The organism is Streptococcus porci DSM 23759 (assembly GCF_000423765.1).
In the GTDB taxonomy this organism is placed as follows: domain Bacteria; phylum Bacillota; class Bacilli; order Lactobacillales; family Streptococcaceae; genus Streptococcus; species Streptococcus porci.
In genome coordinates this window covers 24,680-47,396 of record NZ_AUIP01000015.1, presented here as the reverse complement: position 1 = coordinate 47,396, position 22,717 = coordinate 24,680, and the positions used below count along the sequence as shown (strand labels likewise).

Genomic DNA, 22,717 nt, shown 5'->3' with positions numbered 1-22,717 from the left:
CCAAAAGGGAGCTTGACTTCATTCACTTGAACTTGCTGTACTTGTTTCCTCAGTGGTTCCTGTTTCAGTTGATTCACTGATTTCGGTCGTTTCGGTTTCGTCTGAATTGCTTTGGCTACTTTCACTTGTCGGGTCAGAATTTTCTGAGGTAGAGTCCGCTTTTTTAGCCTCTTCTTCTGCCTTTTTCTTAGCTTCTTCTCGCTCTGCTTTTTCCTGAGCCATAACGTCCTCAATGGTGGCGGTAGTGGTGTAAATGCCGACTTCCATATCAATGATACTTGGTTCAGTTAAATTACTTACTATTTTACTGTAAAATGGTAACTTGACTTCAATTTGCGATAAGGGCACTCGAATAATATGCCCCTCTTTGACCTCCAAAGCAATTAGATCCTCAGTAGCTGCATTCTTGATTGGATTTACGACCTGAATACTTGAAACCAATTTCTGATCTAATTTTGCTAGCTTGGTAACCAAAGACTGCACCGCTTTTTCATCCGTCAAATTAACCGTTAAAAAGGAAGCTGGTAATTTGGCTTCCGAAACAAGAGGCATGCGAACACCATTTTCAAGAACAGGCTGGTAGCCAGATTTAGTCTGCGCGTAAGCGATAATCCGGTTTTCGGTAACAGCAATCTCAAATGTGTTGGGAAAGTGATAGGTCATTTTGGCACTCTTCACCCAGGGATCAGCTGCAATAATGGCTTTCTCGTAGTCCCTCATGTTGAGGAAAACACTGGTAATATAATCAGACTTTTTAATACCCGTAGCGATCAGCACAGTGCTCTCATCGGTGTTTGTTAAACCAGTCACCGTTAGTTTTTTCTCCTTGCTAAAAGGAGTCAAGATAAAACCGGATAAGACTAGGGTTACCAGTGCTACAAAGATGATGGATGCTACTTTTAGCCTAGCAATGCGCATCGGACGTCCAAGGCGTTTTTTCTCCAGACTTTTGGCTTTTTTTTCAGCCTTAGCCTGCGCTTTCAGCTCTTTTTTATCAGTTTTTTCTTCCTTACTGCTGAGCGTATTCCCCTCTTTTTCAGGTTCAGCCTGGGTGACTTCATCGTCTCCTTCCGAACTTTTATCAGCTTCGTCTGACTGGTTCACTTTCTCTGATTCATCTAGCTCAGAAGTTTCTTCCCTATCATCCGCTTCTGGCTTCTCATCTTTTTCTAATCCCTCTTGAGTTTCTGCGGATTCAGCTTCAACTTCTGCTTCAGCTTTTTCTCTCTCTTCAGCAAGCCGCTTTTCTTCCTCAGCTTTTTTAGCTACCCGTCTGGCTACAAATTCCTCATGACGCTTCTGCCACTCGGATTTTTCAATCACCTTTACAGGCTCTTTCTTGTCTTTTTTCTTGGTCATTTACTTTCCTTTGATGGCGTCACTTAAGAGCTGATAGAAAGCATCCGGTGACGTGATTTCCTGCGAGTTTTTCATTGTCTCTTGGTACTTTTCTTTTTGGGACAATAGCAGAGCTACTTTTTCTTTTAGGGTCTTCTCAGAAAGGTCAGGCTCAAGCAATTGCTCAGCATAGCCTTTTTCCTTAAAATAAGCGGCGTTTTCCAACTGGTCTCCACGAGAGGCTTCTTTACCAAGCGGGACAATCAGATGGAGCTTTTGCATAGCGACCAACTCAAAAATGGTATTAGAACCTCCACGGGTCACCACCACGTCAGCCAGATCCATAAGAGGCTGATAAAGGTCGGTCACATAGTTGATGCGGTAGAGATTTTTCTCCAAAGTATTAAGACTTTCATCGCCTGAAATATTGATGATATTAAAGTCAGTTGTCAGGTCGTGATTGCTGATAAAATCATTGAAAACCTTGGCACCAGCCGATCCTCCGATAAAGAGAAGTGTCGTCTTATCAGCGTCAAATTGTGCCTTGATAGCGTCTATCTGATGATGGTTATAGGATTTGGGACTGCCGACTTTTGTAATGGCACCGATATGCTTAGTTTTGGTTAAGCCATCCGACTGCTCAAAAGTAGTGTACATGGTGGTGGCAAACTTATAGGCAATTTTATTGGCCAAACCCATAGACAAATCTGATTCGTGAATGAAAACTGGCACGCGCAAGCCTTTTGCTGCAATAACAGGTGGTACCGACACAAAGCCTCCTTTTGAAAAGAGTGCCTGCGGGCGGAGCTTTGCCAAAATAACAAAAGACTGAAGGACTCCCCAAGCCACTTTGAAGACGTCTAACATATTTTGCCATGAGAAATAACGGCGGAGCTTCCCTGTCGCGATAGAGTGGAAAGTCACATCAAGCCCTGACTTATCAATTTCCTTGTGCTCAATCCCATTTTTATCACCGATATAATGAACTTCCCAGCCATCTGTGAGAAATTTTGGAATGAGAATCAAGTTAAGGGTCACATGGCCTACAGTTCCACCACCGGTAAATACAATTTTTTTCTTGGTCATGATTTATCCCTTCAATGCTTCAAAGCTGGTAATAAATTCATCACCACGCACTTCAAAACTTTTGTACATGTCCCAGCTGGCATTGGCTGGGCTGAGGAGAACAACTTCACCCGCTTCTGCATTTTCATAAGCAATTCGGGTTGCCTCAGCTACATCTTTAGCAACAAGTGTCGCTACACCAGCCTTATCCGCTGCCCGCTTAACACGTGGCGCCGACTCTCCTAAGATGACCATGAGTTTGAGGCCAGTAATATCTGGCACAAGTTCATCAAACTCATTGCCACGATCAAGCCCACCAGCAATTAGAATCGTTTTAGCATTATCAAAACCTGATAGAGCTTTTTGGGTCGCTAAAATGTTGGTTGATTTTGAGTCGTTGTAGAATTTAATCCCATTAACTTCTCCTACAAATTGGAGACGATGTTTAACCCCACCAAATGAGGACAAGGTTTCCTTGATGATGTCATTTGAAATACCTGACAATTTGGCAACAGAAATCGTGGCAAGGGCATTTTCTACATTGTGAGAACCCGGCACACCGATTTCTGATGCTAACATAACCGCCTCACCTTTAAAGTAGAGGGTTCCCTCTTCTAGGTAGGCTCCGTCCACTTTTTCACTGGTTGAAAATGGAATGACTGTCGCTTGGGTTCGTTGCGCCAGCTCTTTTGCCAAGTCTTGGTTAAAGTTCAGAACAACAAAATCCTCTTCTGTCATATGATTTTGCATGTTCCATTTGGCTTCAACATACCCCTCAAAATCCCCGTGGTAATCAATATGGGTCGGCATGAGATTGGTAATGACCGCAATATGAGGACGGAAAGTTTCCACTCCCATAAGCTGGAAGGAAGAAAGTTCCATGATGAGGGTATCATCAGCTGTTGCATTGACAGCCACCTCAGAGGCTGGAAAACCAATATTGCCAGACAGAAGTCCTGACTTGCCTGCGTGATTAAAAACATCCGCAATCATAGTTGTGGTTGTCGTCTTGCCGTTTGAGCCTGTGATACCAATAATGGGCGCCTCAGAAATCAAATAGGCTAGCTCAACCTCTGTCCAGACCGGAATTCCCTTCTCAAGAGCACGAGCTACCATGGGATTGTCGTAGCGAATCCCTGGATTTTTGACCATAAGTTCAAAACGTTCATCCAAAAGCTCAAGGGGATGACTACCGCAAACGACCTTAATGCCCTCCTCAAGAAGTGCTTGGGCTGATGGGTTTTCATCAAAAGGTTTACCGTCATTAACGGTCACAATAGCTCCCAGCCTAGCAAGCAGGCGAGCCGCAGCTTCACCAGAACGTGCCAATCCCAATACCAATACTTTTTTATTTTCAAAATCTGTGATCTGTTTCATGTCACAACAAGTCCATTCTATCAATTCTATCCCATATATTTTACCTTTTATAGACCTATTTTTCAAGGTAAAGGCAGAGCTTCAAATGAAAAAACTAGGTTAGACCTAGTTCTCTGTGTAGCCACTTTCGGTGCTTGTTTCTGGGGCTAGTGCTTCCTTAGCTGGATTCATGTTGACCCTATGCCATTCATTGATGACATAGGCCAAGCAAGTCACTTGATAGTAGCCGTAGCCATTGATTTCCGTAGTAAATTCATTACTTCCACCAAAGCCTGCTGTGTAAAGTGAGATGATATATGGGGTCTCCTCCTCAACAATCGCATTGACATTCAAAGCCTCCTGAGAATAGCCTGGTTTTTGAGAAACCCTAACCCAATTAACATACTGTTCGTACCATTGATTGGTGAAAGAGGCATCTAGGCGGTCAATGATGGGAGCGTACTTGTCCTTATTTTTCCAAAGATAATCAAGCACTTGGATGTAATAATTGCTGGTGGTCTTATTGCCGCCATCGTAGTCAATGGTTTTAACAGCCCCTTTTGATTGACCAAATTTAGCAATACGCTGGTAGGCCACATGAAAACCACCCAAACGGTCTGCCATGATATAGGCAGGTGTATTTTCAGAATGAATCAAAGCATTGTCCAAAATCTGAGTCCAATTCATGGTCTCACCAAAACCAGCCAAATACAGAGGATAGTCTGGAGCATCGGTGATATTTCCAATAGTTGTGTAATTCACTTCCTCAGTCATATCAATGTGACCAGCCTCCACCTCATCAATGATGAGCATAGCAAGCGGTAACTTATAAGTCGAGCCAGCCGTCATAGGCTGGGTGTCATTCATGGAAAATGCTTCATTCGTCACTAAGTTTTTATAAGAAAAAGCTACCTGAGACACCTCCAAACCCTGCTCAGCCAAAAACGCCTTGACGGTATCCTCCAAACTCAGATGGGCATAATCATAGTAAAGCCCCAAAGATGACATATAAGCTAAGTCCTCAGACATAGCCGCTTCTTTTGCTTCCTGACTCTTTACCCACGGCTTAGCCTCAGCTTTCTCAACTTCCGACCTAGTTTCACCCGAAGTTCTAGGAAGTCTATCTTCCTGTCCCTTACTTGTCCTTGTTGTTTGATTGACTTCCTGCCTTTCTTTTTTGGGAAAAGCGGTGCTGACTACCCAAATTAAGGTCAGAGTCGCAAGTAAAGAAAGAGCTCCCCCAAAAAACTTGCTCTCCTTCAAAAAAACAAGTGGTGACTGTTCCAAAATTTTCTTTCCAGTAAGGACAAAAGAGTGATTAGTCTTTCTTCTGTTAGCTCTTATGGTATTTCCCGAACGATAACGAAGATGCTTTGTGGTTTTTTGTCTTTTTTGTCGCCGACTGGTACGACGCCGATAGTTACTTTTCATACCAACCCATTATAAAACATTTTTTTCAAACTTTCTAACAATAACACAAAATCATTGTCAAACAACCAGAAGATGAGTTTCTCGGATTAGAGTGATTATGTGACTTGTGATAAAAGAAACTGGGCGTGCTTTTATGCGAAAAATGACAATATAAACCACTTTCTAGGCTGAACTGACGTTAAATTTTTAAGGTCACATTTTAGTGTCACGCCTTATCTCATCATTTGGATTACCTATCAGTAAAGTGGATGAGATTATACTCCATTGGAGAATCAATAAAGCATCTACCACAAAGCCCTCACTAAGATGAAACTCTTAGCAAGGGCTCTCTAATTTTTTCAGTAATTTGCAAGTAGCTCCCCTGATTTTTCATAAAGAAAATACATTTAGAGGTATCAAAACATCAACTTAGAAATGCTGACGCTCTTGCCAATGACTGAACCAGAAGAAGATAGGGATAAAAATGCTCATGAGAACGACATAAATCGTTAATGTGTGGCTAGTCAATCGGTTGATTTCAACTGTTTGATGTAAGATATGTGAGCTGATGAAAAATCCAAAAACCGAGTAAAGGATTAAGGCCATTCGAGATTTAGTCAGTGGAAGGCAGGCACGAATAACAGCTAGAACTCCTGCCGAACCTAGAACATAATAGGATAGGGTCAGCATATCTTCCACACTCAAATCGCCATAGACCTGCATTAGATGAAAAATCAGAACGCTTACAACCACCATGAGAGCATTTGGCAAGGCTAGTATGAGAGATTTTCTGAGAAAGTGCTTTTCTACAGGTCTGATATTTTTCTCAAAAGTTAGAACAAAAGGTGGAAAGCCCTCCACGAACTGACCTATCAAGGTCATCTGCACTTGAATAAAAGGAAAAACAAGAAGATACTGTGCCTTACCAAGAGCAACACTCAAAATACACACAATCCCTAGAAGGAAAGAGTAGATGGTCTTTATGAGGAAAATCGGTGCCACGTGTGCGATATTGTTGACCACCCGTCGTCCTTCAAAAATAATTTCTGGAATATCCTTAAATTCAGAATCTAAGAGAACGAGATTGGCAATCTGTTTGGTCGCAGGATCGCCCTCAGCCATAACAATCGAACAATCGGCTTCACGAAGAGCCAAAATGTCATTGACGCCATCCCCAGTCATAGCTGTGGTATGTCCATTGGCTTTCAAGGTTTGAATCAATAATTTCTTCTGATGAGGAGATACTCGTCCAAAAATTGCTGTTTCTTCAGCCATTTTTACTAATTCATCATCCCTTATTTTTGAGCAATCCACATAATTCTCAAAGTCAAGAAAGCCTGCTTCCTTAGCAATATGCGATACCGTCACTGGATTATCCCCAGAGATGATTTTTAAGATGACATCCTGAGACCGCAAGTATTCCAAGGTTTCCTTAGCATCTTCACGAATAGGGTCTGTGATTTCGATAGAAGCTAGAGGACGTATCTGACATGGTAAAGTCATTGACTGAGCATCAACCCTGTCCAGACTTTGAGCTAAAATCAGTACACGGGAGCCACGTTTTTGAGCCTCACTAACTGAAGTAGGATTTTCTGTCAGTAGCATTTCAGGTGCCCCTAAAAATAGGCTTCCAAAATCATCAACAGTCACTGCTCCCCATTTTCTATCACTGGAAAATGGAATACTTTCCCTGATTTGATACGGGTGTTTTAGCTCTCCAAAAGCTGTACGAATGGCTTGCGCTGTTGAATTGCTATCTGTACTAGCTTGACTGTAAGCGGCAAGTAATTTTTGAATCTTTTCCAAGGAATACTCATCCGACAGTGATTGAACTTCTTCCACTGTCATTTTTCCTTGGGTGATGGTTCCCGTCTTGTCCAAGCAGAGCACATCAACACGCGCCAGCGTTTCTACCGAATACATCTCCTGAACAAGAATATTTTTCATCCCCAGCTTAATAACTGCCGTCAGCAAACTCGTCATGGTCAAAAGCGCAATTCCTTTTGGTAACATTCCAAGTAGAGCTGTTGAGCTGGTAACGACAGAATCTTTCAGCGGTAAAAGTTTGATTAGGTAGGCTTCCAAAAAGAGTGCTAGACCAAAAGGAATGATAATTTTACCAGTAAAATTGGCAATTTTATCCATGTTATACATGATGCGAGAGACCAGCGGCTTGTGGATTTTAGCTTCCAACATCAACTTGTTGGAATAATTAGCTGCTCCGACATGAACCACGCGCGCGTAGAGCTGGCCACTAACCAGATAACTCCCCGACAGTAATTCAGAACCCTGAGTTTTTAAAATAAGGTCACTCTCTCCTGTTAGCATCGCTTCATTTAACTCAGCCGAGCCCTTGATAACCTGAGCATCACTGGGCACTTGTTGCCCCGCAGATAAGAAGAGAACATCATCTAAGACAATATCCTCTGGGTCAATCAAGACAATCTGACCGTCACGAACCACCTGAATCTGGTCTTTGGTCATGAGATTCAGTTTGTCAATCATACGACGAGCTCGCAATTCCGTCAACATTCCTGAAACAGCATTGAGAATAATAACTCCAAAGAAAAAGAGATTTGACCAAGCCTGCACTGCTAGTAAAGCCAAAAAGACTAGAAAGTTTAATGCATTAAAAGTAGTAAACACATTTCGCCTAAAAATTTCCCAGTTACTATCACTGGCTTTGGTCTTAAAATCGTTAGTCTGACCAGCTTCTACTCGTTTTTGAACTTGGTCAGCTGATAGACCTTGAACACTATCTTTCATTTCATTCATCCATTTCTGGTCTATTTTTCATGATTTTCTCAAACTGAAACATCAGTTCATCTACATCATCATCAAAGACAAAGATGTCGACAATCTTAAAGCCACACTTCTTAAGGTAAAAAGCAATGTTGCGTTTTTCAAAATAAGGTGTCGTTGTTTCCCAGATAATTGTTTCAGGATAAGATTTTTCAATCAATTCCCAAACCCTACTCCCATAACCTTTCCAATAATATCTGGATTCATGTAGAAAAAATCCAAATGATTGTGATAATTAGCTGCAATCTGAACGACGACTTCTCCAATAATTTCTCCAGCTTCTTCAATGAAAAAAGACTGGGCATCAGGATGATGCAAACTCTCCAACAAATCCTCATCGGGTGGAATGAGTTCATCTGAAATATCTTTTTCTTCTTGGACGGCTAATGAGAACGAAACCTGACAGGCTTTCATAAAGGCTGAATAATCCTCCTTCTTTAGGGGAATAAGTTTCATTCTTCTTCCTCTAATCTTACTTAAATTCTTCTAGGCTACCTGTGTAATTTGCCCAGTCCTGACTCAAAAATCTAGAATTAAGCTTGTAAGTTGGCGCCTCTGCTTGTTGGGTTAAGAAAGGGTTTATCTGCTTATCCATCTCTAGCCAACCTATCCAGCCCATGTGAATGGTATCCTGCATGAAGTAAGGTTTAGCCCCATCTTTTGAAAAATCAGCGATATTGGTAAATCCTTGACTTTCTAACTGGTGCTTAATCTTAGCGACTGCTTGCTGATACATGTCCTGATTCAAACCCGTAAAAGCGGCCCACTTATCATTGACTGGTGGAATAACAAATATGACGTTCGTTTCACTCTCCGCAAATTGCTGGAGCATGAGTTGAAAATCTTGATACTCTGGGGATTTTCTATAATCAAAGGCCACTTGACTTCCCCGCAATCTTTCTTTATGCGAAGCTATCCTAGTTGTATAAAAATGATTTTTAATGCCAAATTCATTGTTGCTAGTCTTCTTCCGTCCATCTTTTATTGCCAATTTCTCCAAGCTCGCGTAGGAAAAATCCTGAGGTAATTTTTTGGCTTGTTTTTGAACCTTCTGGTAATTTCCAGTATCAAAAGCTAATCGACCAAAGAAATTATCCTCTTTCAGCAAAATCTGTCGTTGAAAATCAAGGCTAGCCTTCTCTGAGTCATTCAAGTTTTCCCCACCAGACACCTTTGTCAGCATAGCTTGAAATGGAGCTTGGGGGTAGATTTCTAATAAACGCTTGGCAGCGTAGCTATCGTACTCTGTTCCCTTGTTAGTTGCTAAAAATTCAGCGATTTGCCCAGTAGATAAGTACTTCTGAAAAGCATTCGCGTTAGTCCCCTCTTTTACAAACCATTGCGGAGAAACGAAATAAACAGCCTGCTTTCCTTTCAAAGCGTCAGCTATTTCCTGACTGCCAAAAAAGTGAGTTAAAGACGCTGCTCCTCTTTGTCCAAGAAGATAAGGGGTGTAAGATCTATTGTAAGCTTCTGCTAAAACAGATGGATGCATGATGTCAAAACGTGACCACTCGCTAGACCCAAAAAAAGGAACAAAGTTGATTGAGTTGTCCGAAAGGGCCCGATTCTTTTTATATCTACTTTTAAATTGTGAGGTTGATAAAGCAACTGCATCTTTCTTCTCAGCACTCTTTGAATAGGTGATTTGACTTGGGAAGAAGCCGATAAGGGCACTGGCAAGAAGAAAGGCACAGAGAATTGGCCCCAAAATCTGCCAAAGGCGTTTAAGCATTTCTGAGTTCCTCTATTCCTGCAATGATTTTATTTGCAGTGTTCCAGTCCTCACGCCCTAATTCAGATACAGGAACGACAATGTCAAAACGTTCTTCTAAGTTTACAATCAGTTCAACTGTCCCCAAGCTATCCAAAATCCCTGCATCATAAAGATCTTCGTCCATGATGTCAGAAACGTCCTCCATAAAAAGTTCGTCGATAATGCTTAGTAATTCTGTTTTAATATCCATTTTTAAATTCTCCTATTATTTTTAATGATGTACTAATATTTTGGAAACCAGAGCTGATCCAAAAATCCTGAGAACAGAAGAAATGAGAACATGACCACGTTAAAGGTGATAATAATTCCCAGGGCTTCTGTCCATCTGTTTTCTGGCAGGGGTGACTGTCCCTTTGCTTTTCTCTCTTTATTGATACTTTTCTTCTTACGCAACCACCAGTCATTGATGATAAGACCAAGCCCATGAAAGAGCCCGTAGGCAATATAATACCAAGTTAAGCCATGCCAAAGTCCCATGATAAGCATGTTTATCAGATAAGCGACGCTTGAAGTCGTATTTCTGTTTTTAAACACTTTATTCTTCATCAGGACCTTTACCAGTCTCATGAAAACATAATCTCTAAACCAAAAAGACAGGCTCATGTGCCAACGATTCCAAAATTCTTTCAAATCACGAGACTTGAAAGGTTGGTCAAAGTTAGCAGGGCTTTTTATACCCATGAGTTGCGACATCGCTAGAGCAAATAAGGTATATCCGGCAAAATCAAAAAATAAGTTAAAGCCATAGACATACATGATACTTAGCGTTAAAAGACTAAATGTCCCTCCTCTTGACAAAGCCATCTCTTGCAGGGGAGGGAGGAGAACCTGACCTAGCACATAAGCGATGATAAATTTATAAAGGAAACCTCGCATCAAATAATGCACAGCCTTTTCCAACATATCAAGAAGTTCTGCCTTATCAGGAATCTTCTCATAATCCTCATTGAATCGTCGAAAACGGTCAATCGGTCCACTTGAAAAGGTCGGTAAAAAGAGAAGGAAACGCAAGAATTGCCAAAGAGTAAATTCTGTTAGCACTCCATCACGCATTTCCATGAGCATACCTACAGATTTAAAGGTTAAATAAGAAATCCCAAGAAAACTAAAGAGTGTTGCTTGATGAGCATTCTGCATTCCCAACAAAAGAGGTGTCACTTTGACAAAAGTCAATGGGAATATCGCCAGAAACACACTAAGAAAGAAAATCCAAGTCTGATTCGCTTTGGCTCGATAATTCCGATAAGCAAACACCAGAATCGTCTGCCAAACCACATATAGGCCAAAAGAAAAGAGTTGTGACAAGTCTGTTCCCGTTAACATCAGGAAAATGAAAAGCAAGCTAATCAGCGTCTCATAGATGGGGAAGCGTTTCTTATAAAAAAGTCCGATAAAGATTGGCAACACAGCTAAAATAAGATAGATAAAATACAAAGGATTGCCATAGACTTCTAAGTGTGGTAACTGTTGCAAATTCATCGCTGATTCACCTCTTCAATGAGGCCTTTCAGGTTCACCTTCCCATTAGGCGTTAGCGGTAAACTCTCACGATAGATAAACTTAGTCGGCATCATATAGTCCATCATGATGTCCTTAAGTTCTTCACGGATAGCCTTTGTAATATCTATTTCTTTGGCAAATAGCTGAGCTGAACCCTCTTTTAAAACCACATAGGCGATGAGATTTTGTACCTTATGTTCTTTATTATAGCGTGGTACTGCGACTGCTGATTCAACTAAGGTTGACTTGTTCAAATTTTGTGCCACATCTTCCAACTCAATACGGTAACCATTGAATTTAATCTGAAAATCAAGGCGACCGCCATAACGCAAGAGGCCATCGGTAGACAGAGTACCTAAATCGCCAGTATGGTAGGCAGGTTGTCCATTATAAGTGAAAAAGGCTTCTTCCGTCTTTTCAGGATTATTGAGATAACCTTTTGACACAGCTGGACCTGTCACGATGATTTCTCCCTGCTCTCCTGCTGGTAGCTGATTTCCAACCTCATCAATGATAAAGGTTGGCGAATCTGACTTGACATATCCTATTGGAAGTCGGTCTATTCCCGATAGTAAGTCTGGCGTAACAGTCATAGCTGAAAAAGCAACCGTTGCTTCTGTAGGACCATAAGAGTTAATTATACGAGCGTTTGGAAAACGCTCCTGTAATTTCTGAGCTGTTTTCAAGGTCAGTTCTTCCCCACAGAAATAAAAACGATTAAGCTGCGGAAGCGTTTCTTCGCTAAATTCCTTGGACAACATAGCCATATCAACAAATGACGGTGTCGATGTCCAAACGCCTATTGGAAGTTCATTTATCGTACTAAAAAGACGCTTGAAATCCTGAACCAATTCTTTTGGTAATGCATACAAAGTTCCTCCTTTGGCTAACGTTGGAGCCCAATACATGACAGACAAGTCAAATGAATAGGGTGGTTGCGCCAACATCTGAGGTCTTTCAGGAACCGAAAAATCATCCGATTCAATCATCCAATTGGTGAAACTCAGCAAATTATCATGCGAGATTTGCACACCTTTGGGCTTTCCTGTCGTTCCGGAAGTGAAGATGATATAGTAATTATCATCGCCTTGAACAGCGTGAGTGATGTCGTATCCAACCTTTTTAGATAAAACATTTGACAGCTGCTTATCATCAATCATTGGTATAGCATTTCCTGTAATGGGAAAATCACCAACAGAAATAATCAAACTCGGCTCTGCGATTTCTAAAATCGCCTCAATCCGATCCAAAGCCGAATGGGCATCCACAGGAATGTAGGCGTGGCCAGATTTAGATAGGGCGAGAAAACTCACTAACATCTCATATTCGTGGCTGCCAAACACCATAACTGGAGACTTTTCGACCAAGCCCAGCGAATCAAGATAAGCGGCCAAGGTATCCGAATCTTCCTTTAAGTTCTTGTAACTATATCGCTTCCCCAGTATGTCATAAACAGGAAAATCCCCATCCACCTGAGCCCAATGTTCGATTTGTTGAATCATATTTTGAATCATACACCACATCCTTTTCTAAAATTCTTTGTAGATAAAACTGCCTTGCCCCTGTCCAAGATAACTAAACAAGTAAATCAAGACTAAAATAATCAGTGTGTAATAGATTGTTCTTAACAAAAAGATTTGCCAACCTTTCATCATCTTCTCCTTACTTTTTCAATTTAAAGGTAACTTCAAAGGTCATCGTCTCTTGGTCTTGGTAAGCTTTGATTGTACCCATATGTTTATTAACAATGGATTTAGCTAGAGCCAGGCCTAGACCAAAACTATCCTGACGACTTCTGGATTGCTCTGCTTGATAAAAGCGGTCAAACAACTTTTCCAAAACGTCCTCTGGGTATTTCTGACTTGGATTACTAATAGTCAGAACAGCTTTTTTCTTTTCGGTTTTCAAACCAAGCCTTACTTTGCTCTTAGGCAAGGAATATTTGATGGCATTATCGAGGAGAATCGCCAGCAACTGTTTTAGTTGCCCCTCATTTCCACTCATATAAATTCCTTGGCTAATATTATCTTCAATCACTTTGCCTTCTTCATAAGCTAAGCTCTCGTAGCCAAGAAGCATTTCTTCACAAATCTCAGATAAGTTCACACGTGCAACCTGCAGTTTGTCGTAATGATCACCTAGCCTAGAGAGACCTAGTAAATTTTGCACTAGCAACTCCATACGCTTGGTTTCAGACAAAATATGATTCAAGTAACGGTTTGGCTCTATCTGGTTTTTCAAGACCTGAGCATTGGCTCGAATGGCTGCCACAGGTGTCTTAAGCTCATGACTGGCATCTGAGACAAACTGCTTTTCCCTTGCAACTGCTTCCTGCGCAGGCTTTATAATAAAACGAGACAGGTAAACACTCAGACCAAAGAGTAGGAAAAAGCCAATGATAACAAAACTGAAAATTAAGAGGTTCTGAACCAGCGAATTATCCCGACTTGTCAAATCAGTAAAGGCTAATTGCCAACTACCGTCTGACTTTTCAATTAAATGATAAATGTAATGCTCCCATTTCCAATACTTTTTTCCTTGTGTCTTAAGGGAACGACTGATGTCTCTAATTTCCTGATTGCTTAAATCCGTATCATTGTTAATAATATGGATTGTCTCATCAGCGTCAATGGATACCAAAACCAACATTTCGTCAGAGGAGGCGTGATAGCCATTTTGTGCCACTATTTTGACGATACGATGGGTGTCAAATTCATTCCAATAATGGTCATAGTAATTGGAGACTGAAAATAGCAGCAAGACTAGCCCAGACATTAAGGACATGTTAATCAGGACAAATTTTTGACGAAGGTTCTTAATCATTATCACCACCGTCGGTTATTGAGTATCCGACACCTTTACTCGTCTTAATGACAATATCCACTTGTAAAAAGCGGAGCTTCTTTCTCAAAAAGGAAATGAAAACTTCCAGTTGATTGTATTCTGACTCGTCCATTAGCCCCCAAACCTTCATAATCAACTGATTCTTAGGAATAATTTGGTTAGCATTTCGCAAGAAAGTCTCCATCAGCAAAAACTCCTTGTTAGATAGCTTGATATTATGACTTGGTGAGGATAACACTCTGGTATCTAAATTGAGGATTAGGTTTCCCAACTTTAAGTGATTAACATTTTGTGTCGAAGACTGGCGCGTCCTCACGCGAATCCGAGCCAAAAGCTCATCCGCCTCAAAGGGCTTTGTCATGTAATCATCTGCCCCCAAATCTAGGCCCGCAACCTTATCATCAAGCTCTGATTTTGCAGTCAAATAGATGATGGGAATAGTCATTTCTAGCTGACGAACACGTTTTAGTAGAGAGTAGCCATCGATTTTAGGAAGCATGATGTCTAGCAATACCAAGTCATATAGCCCTGTCAGCATATAGTCAAGTCCAGACTCCCCATCATAAGCAAGATCCACATCATAAGAAGCTGACTCCAGAATTGCCTTAATTGCCTCAGCGATACTTTTCTCATCTTCTACCACTAAAATTCTCATCTGCTCCCGACCTCCTACTTTTACTCTATTATAGTATATCCCATCTTCCTTGAAATAAGATTGAATTTTTCAAGAAAATATAGCTTTCTAAAACTACTTAAAAAATAGCAACAAACTCACCCGAGCTTTGATACACTTCTTTATACTAAACAAAAACTCACTAGAAAGCTAAACTGCTCCCTGTCAGATAATGATTGGAATAAATCAAGGAGAGACCATTATTTAGTTTTAAGATAGTTTCGTTCACACCTACATAGTTTTTCTCATATAAATCATAACCCGTACTTCACTAACTCTAACATTTCTATAAAAAAAACGATAATTCAATTTGTTCTGAACCAATAACGTTTAGCTTTCATGCCTAACATTTTTGGTGCAGTTCAAATAAAATTATCATTTCACTAGACTAAAGAGTAGTCTGTTTAGAGAATATTAAAAGTTATTGTCAGCCGTTTTCTTTTCATAAAGCAAATAATACCTATACTAAGTGTTCCTAGAACAATAACCAGAGCATAGTTCCTACAATTCCTTCCATAGGTTATGTAACACCTCTTTCTTTAGGGTAGAGCACTTTATAAAATTTGTACAGAAAAATGTTGCTTTTTCAGATAAGTCCTGTTGTTATAAGCATTTTATCTATTTCACCGTCACAACCACACGTTCGTATGTTTTCAGTGGCAAATCAGTCACATTGGAAACTTCCAAAATCATGTGCATTATTTGGCCAGTTTTAGCATCTTCTGGCACAGTAAATTGGACAACTGACGTATTTTCCCCCGTCAAAGGCAATGCCCAATCAATAGCCATCTCTTTCGAATGCCATGATGACACATGTTCCTTGTCTCCTAAACGAAAAACATCTGATTCTAGCTCAATCTTGCTAAAATCCCAATACGAAGAAGCTTCATGATAGCACCACCAATGATACTTGAGACTATGCCCGTTAGGATCACTAGCCTTAGCTTGTAAAGTTATTACTTGACCAGGCTCCGCTTGGATATCTTTATTAGCCACCTTGACCTGTGGATAATGAGTTGCCGCCTTAAAATCATCCGTAATACACCACTGCGCCCTTGCCGCCAAGTCAGCTTGAATATCGGGAATCCAGCGATAAAAATTATACTCTTGTTCAAAACGTTTGGTATAAGGGTTGTAATCAATCGTCTGATTTGTTGTAAAAGTATTTGGACTAGTCTCCTTAAATCGACCTCCCCAACCACCGAAACTTGGATTTTCAAAGCCTCTCAAACTGGTCTGCAAAAGGTAAAAATACGATGGCGAGTCACCTTCGGAAATGAAGTCATAAGTTTCATAGTCTGGATGCTGACTCAACCATTCCTGTTGCCCAAACTGCTCGGACTCAATCTCTCCCTCTAAGTAATAACCATCACCGATAAGAGCGTACTGGTCTAACAGCTGTCCCTTATTTTTCAAATGGGTCAGATGCCAGTCGGCATTGAGACTTGATTGAAATACCTCTGGCAATCCTTTCCAGCCGTAAGCAAAATACCCAAAATTCAAGCTATCATTAAGTGTCTTAATATTCCAGTGTTTTGAAATATAGTCACCGTAGGTTCCATCTTGATCAAGAATGATATAAAGAACAACCTTCTCTTCAACTTTTTTCTTGATTCTATCCCAATCTGTAGTCTCCTCATAACGCTCTTGAATAGATTTAAGTGCTCTAGCAGTTGTATTAGTGCCGCCCCATATCTGAATGTATAGTGGTCGATCGTCATCATCCAATATCAGATCTGCTAAAAAGTTAGAGCCCTCTGTCTCCTCAATCATATCACTAACATCATCAACATTCCCAATACGATAAACCGACAATAGAGATTCTGGACTTGGATAAGTCGGGTCATGCTTAATAAGATTTTGATAAACCTGACCATATTTTGCAATAAACTCTGGAATCCAAGTATCCCCAGTCCAGCGATAAGCTGGTTTATCTACTGTTCCTCTGTAATGGAACATTGATGAAGTTAAAATGATACCAGCAACATCGACGTCGTTGCTATAAAGTAGAAACCGAATAAACGAATCCATATCATCAATTTCACCATCTGTTGTCACTACTGTACGCAATTTTAGTTTTTTTGGTTCACTCATAGCTATCCTCCAAACCAGTACCAAACACCTTTAACACGTCATCTTTGACTAGAATAATACTCCCCTTACCGTACCGAATACGGCAAAAGGTCGCTGAACGAGGGTCCATTTCAATAAAACGATGATTCAGTCTATCTTCAATCGTAACGGTTCCTGCAAAAATACCGTCAACCAAATCTAGGTAATCTTGTAAATAACTTTTCGCGATTGGCCCCCCATTATGATTGGGAAGGAGATAATCATATTGCTCTTGATAAGCTAGTAGCACTTCTGTATTGGCCCTAAAGTTCAAAAGGCGCTCTTTGATGTTATAAGACTCAGCCATTTTAGGATTACGCGAATTTTCCAATAATAGCACCTGAGCAGACTCCATCTCATCTCCACAAAACATCATACGCTCTCCTTCATCAAAGAAAAACAGCGACGAATTACAATGCGCAGGTTTAACTTCAATCGACCTCAGCGTACGATTTCCTAAATCAATAACATCTCCTGCTTCAATCAACTTTTTACGATATTGAGGAAATGGTAATGTTGTGATATCAAATGGGCCTACATTATTTGTTACAGAAGGTTCATCATCAATATAGCCCGAGCTAACCCAGACTTCTTCAAATTCTCCATTACCACTTGAGTGATCTGGATGAAAATGCGTATTGGCACAAATCAAAGGTTTATCGGTCAATGTCTCAGCAAAGGCTCGTAAAGTTCCTGAACCATAGCCAGTATCTAGAAGGAGAGCTTGCTCATCTCCCTCTAGAAGGTAAATGTGTTGGCTCCCTCCCATGAATTGAATCACCCAGGTTCGTTCTTTTAATTGATATGCAGTATAAGAAGCAAATACTTCTAATGGATTCATAAGGTACCTCTTTTAAATCATAACAAAAGAATAACTAAAATTATCATAGCCTATTTTCAATAGCCAGCCTGCTTTAATCTATCAAGACATTATTGGTAGAAACTTCATTTTACTCGCTAGAGTTTCGTGAAGTATAGTCATCTCCCTAATTCCGATTAAGGTCTGCAATGGCTGCGTCTAATTCTTGGGAGGTCATATTAACAAAACTAATCACGCCTCGCAAAGGCATATTGCGAAAAATGCTATCCCCCATGTCATCACTAACAGCACTCGATTTTTCGACACCATCTGGATGGAAGAAAGCATCTACCTTAGCTTTCAACGTCATGGCCCAGTCCCTTGTTTTGGGATTGTCAATCAATTCTCCAAAGGTACTGTTACGGTGAACCTGATAAGGTAGAGTTTGCGTACTCGTTAGACGAACAGTTTTGACAAGGCCTTCATCACGAGAATGACGGCAAATAGTGACCTCATAGTCGCCTGTTGGCACGTACCAATCATTTAAGTCTGTGTTAAATTGCGCAAAGCTCCGTTTTGATAAAGTGAAACCAACAACTTGAGACTCTCCTGGTTGTAGGAAAATTTTCTCAAACCCCTTCAATTCTCGAACTGGTCGCTCAGCTTTTTCTTCCAATGACGAAACATAGAGTTGAACCACTTCCTTACCAGCAATCTTTCCGACATTTGTCACAGTTACTTTCACAGATAGGGTATCCGTATCCAATAAATTGTCTGATGAAACAGTCAGATTTGAATAGGCAAAATTTGTGTAAGATAGACCGTAACCAAAAGGATACTGCACTGCCATTTTCTTCTTATCGTAATAGCGATATCCCATAAAGATACTCTCACGATATTCTACAGTCCGTCCATTACCAGGGAAATTTAAGTAGGATGGGTTGTCCTCAAGTTTGTAAGGGAAGGTTTCTGCCAAGCGGCCACTAGGATTAACCGTTCCATATAGAAGATTGATTGTGGCTTGGCCGACTGCTTCTCCAGCTAGATACATTTCTAAAATTGCTGATACCTCATCGTGCCAAGGCATAGCAACCACTGCACCATTTTGAAGAACTACAACCGTGTTGGGATTAACCGCTGCCACAGCAGAAATCAGCGCATTTTGATTGGCAGGCAACTGAATGTGTGTACGGTCATAGCCTTCTGATTCAAAACTTTCTGGCAAGCCAGCAAACACAACAGCCACATCGCTGTTTTGAGCAACAAGCACAGCTTCATCAATCAGCTCTTGATTGATTTCCTCGTTTTCCAAACTATAACCTTGAGCAAAATTTATCCCCGCTTGGTCCTTTACAACATCCCACGCACTGATAACCTTATAAGGATTGACATGGGAACTGCCTCCGCCTTGGTAACGTGGCGTTCGAGCAAATTCTCCGATAATAGCTGTTTGTTGGTCTTTTGCTAATGGCAGAACACCTTCATTTTTCAGTAGAACTGCAGACTCTTCTGCAATATGTCTGGCCTTTTGATGGTCGCCCTCATAATCAAAGACTAGTTCTTTTTTATGATCAACATAATCAAAAATAACTGTGAGTAGTCTGATAACTGCTTTATCAAGTTCGGCTTCTTCTAATTGGCCAGAAGTGATAGCCGCCAGAATTTCTGACTCAGAGTAGCCGTTCGAGCTAGGCATTTCAAGATCCAGCCCAGCCTTTATAGCGTCTACACGGCGGTCTACAGCTCCCCAGTCGGAGACGACATAGCCATTAAATCCCCATTCTTTTCGGAGAACATCCGTCAGTAACCAACGATTTTCAGAAGCGTAAACACCATTGATAAGATTGTAAGAAGACATGATGGTCTTTGGCTGAGCTTCTTTGACAACAGTCTCAAAAGCAGGCAAGTAAATCTCTCGTAAGGTCTGTTGGTCAACCTCAGCTGAGATACTCATCCGCCAATTTTCCTGGTTGTTCACTGCAAAATGTTTTGGACTGGTTGCAACACCTTCTGACTGAACACCTTGAACAAAAGCGCTAGCTAATTGCCCTGTAAGGTAAGGGTCTTCAGAGAAATACTCAAAATTTCGTCCACATAGTGGGGAGCGTTTAATGTTTAAGCCAGGTCCTAAAACTACTGACACCTCTTCCGCCTGACATTCCTGACCAATTGTTCTCCCCATTTCCCTCAGCAAATTGCGGTCAAAGGAATTGGAAGTACAGGATGCCGCAGGGAAACATACTGCTTGAATACTTTCGTTAATCCCGAGGTGATCCCCCTTGTCATCTTGTTTTCGCAAGCCGTGTGGGCCATCACTCAGCATCACAGACGGAATCCCCAAGCGATCAATTCCTTTGGTATGCCAAAAATCGGCTCCCGAACATAGTCCTGCTTTTTCTTCCACAGTCATTTCCGCCACTAAGGCTTTAATATCTCTCATTTCTTCCTCCCTTAAAACAAGGCTCTGTAATAGCTCTAAGCCTGTTCTAACTCATCTTTATATTGTAACGGTTGCTGACAATCCTTGTCCTGTCACCTTCACCGTTGCTTTGTCGCTTGTCTTTTGAACAACAGCAAGCGCACGACCGTAGAAAGTACTCGTTTGATTTTCTTGATAGTTGCCAACTGGTTTTGGATTGCCCGAACCAAAACCTAGCAAGGTTGCTCCTTGAACATCGATGTAGAGGTCACTTTCAACCATATCAAATACTGTGCCCTTTTCGTCTTGTACTGTCAAGGCAATGTAAGTCAGCTCTGCATTTTCTTGAACCTCTGCCACTAAAACTTTGACTGTCTCGTCTGCCGTCGCCAGAACTGTCTCAGCAAGCACTTGACTGTCCTGGTAAGCGACTGCTTTGAGTACACCAGCCTGATAAGCCGTTTCAAATCTTGTCAGGCAACCAAGTTCTTGACCTACAGGTTGTTTATCCAGTAATTCATCATTAAGGAAAAGGGCCACTTGGTCGCCAGGACTATACACTTCGACCACACAAGGTTTTCCTTCGTAACCAGACCAAGTCCATGAATGAATCGCATCTGATAAGACCCAAGGGGTTTTAATCAATGGCTTGCCGTAGTGTTCAGGTTTTTGCACCGCAATGTAGGGCTCTTTGCGCAGGCCAAAGACAATCTCACGGTAGTAGGACAGAGGACGACGAACACCTGTCAAGTCCAGATCACCACAATAAGCTAATTGTGCTGGGAATTGAGCTCCAAAGCCACCCTCTCCCCAGTTGTAGGCAGGAATACCAACGCCTGCTTCACCGATATAGTCCCAACCAGTCCAAGTAAAGTCGCCAATAACGCTTGGCAACTGTTGAATCATTTCCCAGTTCCGAGCAATCTCTGGCGGATAGGTTTCACTGCCAACCATAACTCGATTAGGATAGTTGACAGCATCCAAGGCATAACGGGCAGTCATATAGTTATATCCAGCAATATCCGTTGCTGCAGTCGCCCTCTCCAGATTTTCAGAAACAATTGGATGGACGACGATCTGGTCCATGCTAGTATCCATCATAGACATGAAGTCGTTGACATTGCCGACCACTTCTTCGCCTTTAGCCTCTTTTTCAGCAATGACATCTCTCAGGATTTGAGGAATGCCTTCACTTGAAGCAAAGACCCCATTAATCCCCGCAAGCGTTGGTCGTGTCCGGTCCAAAGACTTGATATGGTCGTGGATGTCCTTAGCCAAATGAGCCCCGTGTTCAGTGGCGATTTCAGGAATTTCATTACCAATAGAGTAAAGGATCACACTTGGATGATTAAAGTCGGTTAAAACCATAGCCGATACGTCTTTGCGCCAATTTTCTTCAAAAACAAGACTATAATCAAAATCTCCTTTAAATCGTGTCCACATGTCAAAAGTCTCATCCATCACATAAAGCCCCAACTCATCACAGGCTTCAAGTAAGACTGGAGCTGCTGGGTTGTGAGCCATCCGAATAGCATTGAATCCTGCTTCTTTGAGTAAACGAATGCGACGTTTCTCAGCAGTTAAGTAAGTCACCGCTCCCAAAAGACCACTATCGTGGTGAATACAAGCACCACGCAGTTTAACTGCCTCTCCATTAATACGGAGTCCCCGTTTGCTATCAACCGTAATTGTCCTAATGCCAAAGGCTTGCTTATCACAATCGATAAGCTTGTCATTTTCCATCACATCAACTTCTAGTTGGTAACGATAAGGGGATTCAGCTGACCAAAGCTGAGCATTTTCGATAACAAGCGAGGTGACAAAGTCGGAAGTTTCACCAGCTTTGATAAAGTATGGACGAGAATCTTCTTGAATTAATTCACCTTGTTCACTTTTGACACGTAGATGCAACTGAAAAGCTTTTGCTCGACTGCTCTCATTCACCAGAGGAACTGTAATTTTAACCCTTGCTAAATCGTCACTAGCTTCTGTCGTTTCAACACGACTACCACTGGCCATCACATGAAGCTCCTGACTGCGCAAGAGGTAAACGTCACGATAGAGCCCACTTCCAGAATACCAACGGCTATTACTCATAGCCCCATTACGGACTTGAACACGGATTTCATTGTCCCCAATATGAAGAAAATCATGAATAGGAATATAAAAAGTCGTATAGCCATTGTGATGTTTACCGGCTAATTGTCCGTTGACATAGACAAAGGTATTCATGTAAGAGCCTTCGAATTTCAGCAAAAGTCGTTGCTCCAAATCAGCTTCAGTTGCTTTAAAGGTTTTGACATAGACATAATTTCCACCATCTCTAAAGCCTGTATTCCCACCATTTTTGCTCTCTGCATAAGGCTTTTCTGCTATCATCGCATCATGCGGAAGTGTCACTGGCTTGGCTTTTTCAGGAACATTCCAAACCAAGGCAAAAGAATCTCCGTCATTCCAAAACAGCCAATTATCGTTATAAAGTTCTTGTTTCATTTTATTACCTGATGTCAAAATCATTTGGAAACCCAAATGTTCACACCAATTCCTCTCTATTCCATCATATCTTTGTTAATAGACAAACGACACGTTGATATAAACCAACCGTGTCGTTGCCACTATATT

18 protein-coding genes are annotated in these 22,717 nt (G+C 41.2%); all 18 read right to left on the bottom strand.

Going from position 1 to position 22,717, the window contains the following annotated elements:
• Nucleotides 1–18: 18 nt before the first annotated feature.
• Nucleotides 19–1,359 (bottom strand): cell division protein FtsQ/DivIB, encoded by a 1,341-nt coding sequence (locus G576_RS0106975; RefSeq protein WP_027973997.1) that lies wholly within the window; start codon nt 1,357–1,359, stop codon nt 19–21.
• Nucleotides 1,360–2,427: a UDP-N-acetylglucosamine--N-acetylmuramyl-(pentapeptide) pyrophosphoryl-undecaprenol N-acetylglucosamine transferase gene (locus tag G576_RS0106970; protein ID WP_211218879.1), complete on the bottom strand. Its 1,068-nt coding sequence runs from the start codon at nt 2,425–2,427 to the stop codon at nt 1,360–1,362.
• On the bottom strand, nt 2,428–3,780 hold the full coding sequence (gene murD, locus G576_RS0106965; protein ID WP_027973995.1) for a UDP-N-acetylmuramoyl-L-alanine--D-glutamate ligase: 1,353 nt from the start codon (nt 3,778–3,780) through the stop codon (nt 2,428–2,430). It lies immediately after the preceding gene.
• A gap of 105 nt (nt 3,781–3,885) precedes the next feature.
• On the bottom strand, nt 3,886–5,190 hold the full coding sequence (locus G576_RS12515; RefSeq protein WP_083959974.1) for a serine hydrolase: 1,305 nt from the start codon (nt 5,188–5,190) through the stop codon (nt 3,886–3,888).
• Between the two features lie 408 nt (nt 5,191–5,598).
• Nucleotides 5,599–7,944 carry a cation-translocating P-type ATPase gene (locus G576_RS0106955; protein WP_037618697.1) on the bottom strand — a complete coding sequence of 782 codons (2,346 nt, stop codon included), beginning with the start codon at nt 7,942–7,944 and terminating at the stop codon, nt 5,599–5,601.
• Nucleotides 7,937–8,131: a hypothetical protein gene (locus tag G576_RS13020; protein WP_051178048.1), complete on the bottom strand. Its 195-nt coding sequence runs from the start codon at nt 8,129–8,131 to the stop codon at nt 7,937–7,939. The genes G576_RS0106955 and G576_RS13020 overlap by 8 nt, the downstream gene beginning before the upstream one ends.
• Complete coding sequence (locus G576_RS12510; protein ID WP_051178046.1) at nt 8,128–8,427, bottom strand: hypothetical protein; 300 nt, start codon at nt 8,425–8,427, stop codon at nt 8,128–8,130. Before G576_RS12510 ends, G576_RS13020 begins: the two co-directional genes overlap by 4 nt.
• A gap of 16 nt (nt 8,428–8,443) precedes the next feature.
• Nucleotides 8,444–9,706 carry a D-alanyl-lipoteichoic acid biosynthesis protein DltD gene (gene dltD, locus G576_RS0106945; protein ID WP_027973993.1) on the bottom strand — a complete coding sequence of 421 codons (1,263 nt, stop codon included), beginning with the start codon at nt 9,704–9,706 and terminating at the stop codon, nt 8,444–8,446.
• On the bottom strand, nt 9,699–9,938 hold the full coding sequence (gene dltC / locus G576_RS0106940) for a D-alanine--poly(phosphoribitol) ligase subunit DltC (protein WP_027973992.1): 240 nt from the start codon (nt 9,936–9,938) through the stop codon (nt 9,699–9,701). Before dltC ends, dltD begins: the two co-directional genes overlap by 8 nt.
• Before the next feature lie 32 nt (nt 9,939–9,970).
• The gene (gene dltB, locus G576_RS0106935; protein ID WP_027973991.1) at nt 9,971–11,227 is read right to left on the bottom strand and encodes a D-alanyl-lipoteichoic acid biosynthesis protein DltB; all 1,257 of its coding nucleotides are present in this window, start codon (nt 11,225–11,227) and stop codon (nt 9,971–9,973) included.
• The gene (gene dltA, locus G576_RS0106930) at nt 11,224–12,750 is read right to left on the bottom strand and encodes a D-alanine--poly(phosphoribitol) ligase subunit DltA (protein WP_425423372.1); all 1,527 of its coding nucleotides are present in this window, start codon (nt 12,748–12,750) and stop codon (nt 11,224–11,226) included. Before dltA ends, dltB begins: the two co-directional genes overlap by 4 nt.
• Nucleotides 12,751–12,777: 27 nt before the next feature.
• Nucleotides 12,778–12,900 carry a teichoic acid D-Ala incorporation-associated protein DltX gene (locus G576_RS0106925; protein ID WP_037618695.1) on the bottom strand — a complete coding sequence of 41 codons (123 nt, stop codon included), beginning with the start codon at nt 12,898–12,900 and terminating at the stop codon, nt 12,778–12,780.
• 10 nt (nt 12,901–12,910) lie between these two features.
• Complete coding sequence (locus G576_RS0106920) at nt 12,911–14,071, bottom strand: sensor histidine kinase (protein ID WP_027973988.1); 1,161 nt, start codon at nt 14,069–14,071, stop codon at nt 12,911–12,913.
• Entirely contained in the window at nt 14,064–14,747 is a 684-nt protein-coding gene (locus G576_RS0106915) for a response regulator transcription factor (protein ID WP_027973987.1), read from the bottom strand. Before G576_RS0106915 ends, G576_RS0106920 begins: the two co-directional genes overlap by 8 nt.
• Nucleotides 14,748–15,383: 636 nt before the next feature.
• The gene (locus G576_RS0106910) at nt 15,384–16,859 is read right to left on the bottom strand and encodes a DUF1593 domain-containing protein (RefSeq protein WP_027973986.1); all 1,476 of its coding nucleotides are present in this window, start codon (nt 16,857–16,859) and stop codon (nt 15,384–15,386) included.
• Entirely contained in the window at nt 16,852–17,718 is an 867-nt protein-coding gene (locus tag G576_RS0106905; protein ID WP_027973985.1) for an MBL fold metallo-hydrolase, read from the bottom strand. The genes G576_RS0106910 and G576_RS0106905 overlap by 8 nt, the downstream gene beginning before the upstream one ends.
• Nucleotides 17,719–17,863: 145 nt before the next feature.
• Nucleotides 17,864–20,116: a glycoside hydrolase family 3 C-terminal domain-containing protein gene (locus G576_RS0106900; RefSeq protein ID WP_027973984.1), complete on the bottom strand. Its 2,253-nt coding sequence runs from the start codon at nt 20,114–20,116 to the stop codon at nt 17,864–17,866.
• Nucleotides 20,117–20,173: 57 nt separating this feature from the next.
• Nucleotides 20,174–22,588, bottom strand: a complete 2,415-nt coding sequence (locus G576_RS0106895; RefSeq protein ID WP_027973983.1) for a glycoside hydrolase family 2 TIM barrel-domain containing protein — start codon at nt 22,586–22,588, stop codon at nt 20,174–20,176.
• Nucleotides 22,589–22,717: the final 129 nt, after the last annotated feature.